Source organism: Mycobacterium sp., assembly GCF_032162105.1.
GTDB lineage: Bacteria > Actinomycetota > Actinomycetes > Mycobacteriales > Mycobacteriaceae > Mycobacterium.
The window spans coordinates 1-5,765 of record NZ_JAVRPS010000264.1 but is presented as its reverse complement, the minus strand read 5'-3'; the positions used below and the strand labels follow the sequence as shown (position 1 = coordinate 5,765).

Below are 5,765 nucleotides of genomic sequence, written 5' to 3'. Positions count from 1 at the left end.
TTCGTGAGGTTGGCGCAGGCAGGCGAGGTCGGCGTGCTCCTCGCCCACCCGCGCGGCCCGATCGATCCGACCGCGTCGATCAAGCGGGGAGTGTTCGCCCCGGCGGACACCTGGGTGTCGACGGAGTACCTGTTCCGCAAGGATGACGACGGCGACTTCTGGCTCGTCGACAACCGCGGTTCGGTCATCCGCACCGCCCGCGGACCCGTCTTCGCCGCGGCCGTCAACGACGCCGCGGGCCGAGTCGGCGCCGTTGACCTGTCGGTCACCTACCGGGTCGAGGTCGACGGGCTGACGCTCGCGGTCACCGCCTTGGCGCTGGCCCCCGGCGGGAGCGTGCCGACAGCCGACCTGAACGAGGCGCTGGCCGGGCTCGCGGTCGGGGTCCCGCCGGACATCATTCACGTGGTGCCGGAGATGAAGCTCAGCGCGTCGTACCGGCCGCTGCTGGGACCGCTCGAGGCCGTCGGCATCCCGAAGCCGTCGCGTAACGCCTGGTACCTCGACGACGAAACAGGTGTGTACAGGCGGCTCACGACCGCCGTGCGCGCCGAAATGATGGGTGACGGGTCGACCGACTGAGGTCGTGCGTCACACGAGTCACACTGTTAGGCTCCCGGGTGCGGCAGATCGCCGTACGGGTCGGGCAACGCTCCGCATGGAGGATCGATGACATCGCAGACCAGCAGGAACACGGGCTGGCGGCGCGCCCTAACCGGGGCAGTGGCCAGCGGTGCGCTGGCCGCGGGGCTGATGGTCGGGTTGGGATCGGGTACCGCGAACGCCGACGTGCTCGACGACATCGCAGCGCAATACGACACCGGCGCCGGCGGCGGTCAGGTTTCGGAACTGATCCACACGGCGCTCAAGATGCGCGCCCTTGGCTACGTCCCGTCCAAGGGCAACATGGACGATCTCGTCGCCGCGATGGACAAGCGCCCCAACCAGGTGCCGTTGATCACCGCGCTGCAGAACACGATCGCCTTCCAGAAGCGGAATCAGGCGCGTGGCGTGCAGCAGCAGAAGCCGGTGACCATCGGGATCAACCAGTACGACCCGACCAACCCAGGAGGCGCTCCTGGTGGATTCGGCGTCGGCGCGCCCGGCGGCGGAATCAACATCCCACTGGGCCCGTAGCCGTCGTGCTCGACGAACGGTTGCGCGCCATCCTGGTGTGCCCGGAGGACCGCGGGCCACTGCTGCTGTCGGGTGACGTGCTCTACAACCCGAGGCTGCGACGTGCCTACCGGATCGAGGCCGGCGTGCCCGTGCTGCTCGTCGACGAGGCCGTGACGATCACCGACGATGCCGAGCATCAGCGGCTGCTCGAGCGCGCCGAACCCTAGCCCAGCCCCGGCAGGTCGCCGGTGAGATAGCGCTGCAGGTTCGGCGCGATGGTCTCGGCCACCTGCTGCACGGGAAGCGATTTGAACGGTTCCAGTTCCAGGATGTAGCGCGCCATGACGACGCCCACCAACTGCGACGCGACGAACTGAACCCTGATCCGGCCCGAGCCGGGTGGGTCGTCGACGCGCGTCCCGACTTCGACGGCGACGACCTCCTGCAGGAACGATCGGATCAGGCTGACGTCGCTGCCCGCCAGGAGCGATCGCAACGTCGCGATGATTCCGGAGCCCAGCTCGGAGTCCCACAGCGGCAGAAGCAACGAGGGCAGCGCCAGCCCGAGATTCTCGACGGGGATCTCGCGCATCGGCCCGATCACCTGCATCGGGTCGATCGGAATGTGGATGGCGGCGGCGAACAGCTGCTGTTTGGTACCGAAGTAGTGGTGCACTAGCGCCGCGTCGACGTCCGCGCCGGACGCGATCGCGCGGATCGATGTTCTGTCGATCCCGTTGCGGGCGAACAGCTCTCGCGCACTCATCAGGATCCGGTCGCGAGTGTCGGACGTCCCCGGTGGACGCCCTGGTCGCTTCGGGCTCACGGAGTTCTGCGCCGCAGCGTCGCCGCGGCCAGGCACAGCGCCACCACCGCGAAGCCCACGACGATCCCGATGTCGCGGACTGTCGTGGCTGTCAGGTCGGCGTTGGCGCCGACCTGCTGCAGCGCTTCGAGCGCGTAGCTGGCGGGCAGCGCGTTGCTGATCCACTGCAGCCACTCCGGCAGCAGGGCGCGCGGCACGATGATGCCGCACAGCAGCAGCTGCGGCACGATCACCACCGGCATGAATTGAACGGCCTGGAACTCGGTGCGCGCGAACGCACTACACAGCAGGCCGAGGCCGACACCGAGGACCGCGTTGATGATCGCAATGGCGAAGACGAGCATCGGATTGCCCGCCGTCTCGAACCCGAGAAACCAGAAGGCGACGACGCACGCGAGGGACGCTTGCGCGGCAGCCGCGATCGAGAACGCGGTGCCGTACGCGGCCAGCAGATCCAGCCGGCGCAGGGGAGTGGTGAGGATCCGTTCCAACGTTCCGGACATGCGTTCGCGCTGCATGGTGATCGACGTGATGAGGAACATGACGATCAGTGGAAAGACGCCGAGCATGATCAGGCACGCGGTGTTGAACGGCGACGACGTACCCGGCCGGTGTGGTGCGTTCTGGAACATGAAGTACAACAACGTGATGACGACGCTCGGCACCACCAGGATCATCGCGACGCTTCGGTGGTCGCCTGCGAGTTGCCGGAGTATCCGCCCGGTGGTCGCGAGGTAGGCCTGCGGGCTCAGTCGGCTTCGTTGCTTCACGCCGCGGTGCTGTGCCGAATGATGGACAGAAACGCCTGCTCCAGTGACGTACATCCGGTGTCCTTCCGCAGTTTCGATGGTGTGGTGTGAGCGAGAAGGCGGGCTTCTCGCATGAGCAACAGGTCGCCGCAGTGGTCTGCTTCATCCATGACGTGGCTCGAGACCAGCAGTGTCGTGCCGCGGCGGGCCAACTGGTCGAACTGCTCCCACAGGTCGACCCGCAGTACCGGGTCAAGACCCACGGTCGGTTCGTCGAGCACCAGCAGGTCGGGGTTCGACACCAGCGCGCAGGCGAGTGACACCCGGGTCCGTTGGCCGCCGGAGAGGTTGCCGCACAACGCGGTTCGATGGTCCGTCAGGCCCACTGTGGTGACCGCCTCGTCGGCCGACTTCGAATCGGATCCGTAGAGCGACGCGAAGTAGCGCACGTTGTCGATGACGCGAAGGTCGTCGTAGATGGTGGGGTCCTGGGTGACGTAGCCGACGCGGCGGCGCAGTTCGGCGGTCCCTGCCGCCCTGCCCAGCACGGTGACCACCCCTGAGGCGACGATCTGGGTGCCGACGATCGAGCGCATCAACGTGCTCTTGCCGCACCCGGACGGGCCGAGCAACCCCGTGATGGTGCCGCGGGAGATCCGCACCGAGACGTCGTCGAGTGCGGTGCGCTTCCCGCGAACCACGGTCAGATGCTCGATCGAGATGGCGGTCCCGTCGTCGCCGATTAATTCATCGCGCGATGAAGTCATCATGTGATGAATAGTGCTCCCTGCCCGGGTGGGTGTCAATGGCGGCGGGCAAGATGCCTCTGATGAGCGCGGAACTGCTGGCCGTTGATCCCATCACGGCAGCGCGGCGCCTCCTCGGGGCCCGTCTAGTGGGGCGCGGGGTGTCCGCGGCGATCGTCGAGGTGGAGGCATACGGCGGCCCCCCGGATGGACCGTGGCCGGATGCCGCGGCGCATTCCTTTCGCGGCCCGACGACGCGCAGCACGATCATGTTCGGACCGGCCGGCCGACTGTACACCTACCGCAGCCACGGCATCCACGTATGCGCGAACGTCGTGACCGGTCCTGACGGCGTGGCGGCGGCGGTGCTGTTGCGCGCGGCGGTCGTCGACGACGGCGTCGACATCGCGGGCAGCCGTCGAGGCGTCTCGGTGTCCCCGGTGGCCTTGGCCCGCGGCCCCGGCAACCTGTGTTCGGCGTTGGGAATCACGATGGACGACAACACGATCGACCTGTTCAACCCCGACAGTCCGGTCCGGCTGGAGCTGGCTGATGCCCATCCAGCCGCCGACGGCCCGAGGGTCGGGGTCAGTGTGGCCGCCGATCGGCCGTGGCGATTCTGGCTGGCCGGCCGGCCGGAAGTGTCGTCGTACCGGCGCAGTCCGCGCGCACCGGCACCCGGCGACAGCGACTGATACGGGAAGATCGAGGTCGTGACATCTCAATCCACAGGCATCCTCGACGAGCTGGACTGGCGCGGGCTGATTGCCCAGTCCACTGACCGGGACGCGTTGGCCGCCGAGCTCGCGACCGGCCCGATCAGCGTCTACTGCGGATTCGACCCGACCGCGCCGAGCCTGCACGCCGGAAACCTGGTCCCGCTGTTGGCGCTGCGCCGTTTCCAGCGGGCCGGCCACCGGCCGATCGTGCTGGCAGGTGGCGCTACCGGCATGATCGGCGACCCGCGCGACAGCGCCGAACGCAGCCTCAACACCACCGATACCGTCGCCGACTGGACCGAACGCATCCGCGGGCAACTCGAACGGTTCGTCGACTTCGACGATTCACCCACCGGCGCGATCGTCGACAACAACCTGTCCTGGACGGGCGAACTCTCTGCGATCGAGTTCCTCCGGGACATCGGCAAGCACTTCTCGGTCAACGTGATGCTGGACCGCGACACCATCCGGCGCCGGCTCGAGGCCGAGGGCATTTCCTATACCGAGTTCAGTTACATGCTGTTGCAGGCCAACGACTACGTGGAGCTGCACCGCCGATACGACACCCGGCTGCAGATCGGCGGATCGGATCAGTGGGGAAACATCATCGCCGGCGTACGGCTGGTCCGCCAGAAAGTCGGTGCGACGGTGCACGCGCTGACGGTCCCGCTGGTGACCGCGGCCGACGGCACCAAGTTCGGCAAGTCGACCGGCGGCGGCAATCTCTGGCTCGACCCGGAGATGACCAGCCCGTACGCGTTCTATCAGTACTTCGTCAACACCGCGGACGCCGATGTCGTCAACTATCTGCGTTGGTTCACCTTTCTGACTGCTGACGAGCTGGCCGAACTGGAGCAGGCGACAGCGGAGCGGCCGCACGAGCGGGGCGCCCAGCGCCGGCTGGCGCAGGAGTTCACCACCTTGGTGCACGGTCAGGCCGCAACGGATGCGGTCGAACACGCCAGTCGCGCGCTGTTCGGGCGGGGCGAGCTGACCGAACTGGACGAGGCGACGCTGGCAGCCGCGCTGCGGGAGGCCTCCGTCGCCGAACTCGCGCCGGGGGGACCGGACGCGATCACCGACCTGCTGGTGGCAAGCGGCCTGTCGGCGAGCAAGGGTGCCGCACGGCGGACCATCGCCGAGGGCGGCGTCTCGGTCAACAACACCAGGATCGAAAGCGACGAGTGGGTTCCGCAGCCTGCGGACTTCCTCTACGGCAGATGGCTGGTGCTGCGCCGCGGCAAGCGGAACATCGCAGGGGTGGAGCGCGTTTCGTCCCAGTGAGGCGGATATGAAAAGCGCCGCCCAGCAGGCGATTTGACTCCGAGTTTTCCCTCTTGTAACTTTATCCAAGTCGTCGCGACGCGGTCAGGCCGCTGAGCGCGACGGCATCCCAGAGGGAAGTCCACTTCGGTGGGTGACCTCATCTGTCCGCACTACGCTTCGCGGCTATCGCCGCGGGGTCGTTGCGCGGCCGGTGGGTGTGTTGTTTGAGAACTCAATAGTGTGTTTGGTGGTTTTTGTTTGTTGTTTGGCCATGCTCTGGCGTCCCGTGTTGGGGTGTGGTTTTGTTTTTTTGATTGCCAGTTTTGACTGGTTGTTAGGT

Annotated in this window: 8 protein-coding genes and 1 pseudogene; 6 read left to right on the top strand and 3 right to left on the bottom strand. The window is 67.1% G+C overall.

Translation table 11 applies throughout. The features are described from left to right. The 3 genes and pseudogenes from QOC69_RS13485 to QOC69_RS13475 form a co-directional block, all read left to right on the top strand. Nucleotides 1-582, top strand: a pseudogene (locus tag QOC69_RS13485) (acyl-CoA synthetase); the annotation flags it as partial. 87 nt (nucleotides 583-669) lie between these two features. After that, entirely contained in the window at nucleotides 670-1,137 is a 468-nt protein-coding gene (locus tag QOC69_RS13480) for a hypothetical protein (RefSeq protein WP_526440236.1), read from the top strand. A 5-nt stretch (nucleotides 1,138-1,142) separates the two neighbouring features. Beyond that, nucleotides 1,143-1,346: a Trm112 family protein gene (locus QOC69_RS13475; protein ID WP_526440234.1), complete on the top strand. Its 204-nt coding sequence runs from the start codon at nucleotides 1,143-1,145 to the stop codon at nucleotides 1,344-1,346. Here QOC69_RS13475 and QOC69_RS13470 read toward each other — a convergent pair. From QOC69_RS13470 to QOC69_RS13460, 3 genes are read right to left on the bottom strand one after another with little or no spacing between them, the layout of a single operon-like run. Beyond that, complete coding sequence (locus tag QOC69_RS13470) at nucleotides 1,343-1,945, bottom strand: TetR/AcrR family transcriptional regulator (RefSeq protein ID WP_526440232.1); 603 nt, start codon at nucleotides 1,943-1,945, stop codon at nucleotides 1,343-1,345. The genes QOC69_RS13475 and QOC69_RS13470 overlap by 4 nt on opposite strands. After that, on the bottom strand, nucleotides 1,942-2,769 hold the full coding sequence (locus tag QOC69_RS13465) for an ABC transporter permease (protein WP_526440230.1): 828 nt from the start codon (nucleotides 2,767-2,769) through the stop codon (nucleotides 1,942-1,944). The genes QOC69_RS13470 and QOC69_RS13465 overlap by 4 nt, the downstream gene beginning before the upstream one ends. Beyond that, on the bottom strand, nucleotides 2,712-3,464 hold the full coding sequence (locus tag QOC69_RS13460; protein ID WP_526440228.1) for an ABC transporter ATP-binding protein: 753 nt from the start codon (nucleotides 3,462-3,464) through the stop codon (nucleotides 2,712-2,714). Before QOC69_RS13460 ends, QOC69_RS13465 begins: the two co-directional genes overlap by 58 nt. A gap of 56 nt (nucleotides 3,465-3,520) precedes the next feature. Here QOC69_RS13460 and QOC69_RS13455 point away from each other — a divergent pair, with 56 nt between their 5' ends. The 3 genes from QOC69_RS13455 to QOC69_RS13445 form a co-directional block, all read left to right on the top strand. Beyond that, on the top strand, nucleotides 3,521-4,135 hold the full coding sequence (locus QOC69_RS13455; protein WP_526440240.1) for a DNA-3-methyladenine glycosylase: 615 nt from the start codon (nucleotides 3,521-3,523) through the stop codon (nucleotides 4,133-4,135). Nucleotides 4,136-4,174: 39 nt separating this feature from the next. Continuing rightward, nucleotides 4,175-5,443, top strand: coding sequence for a tyrosine--tRNA ligase (tyrS, locus tag QOC69_RS13450; protein ID WP_526440238.1), 1,269 nt, complete (start codon nucleotides 4,175-4,177; stop codon nucleotides 5,441-5,443). Nucleotides 5,444-5,576: 133 nt separating this feature from the next. Then, nucleotides 5,577-5,765, top strand: a 189-nt coding sequence (locus QOC69_RS13445; protein WP_526440226.1) for a hypothetical protein, incomplete at its 3' end; no start/stop codon positions are given.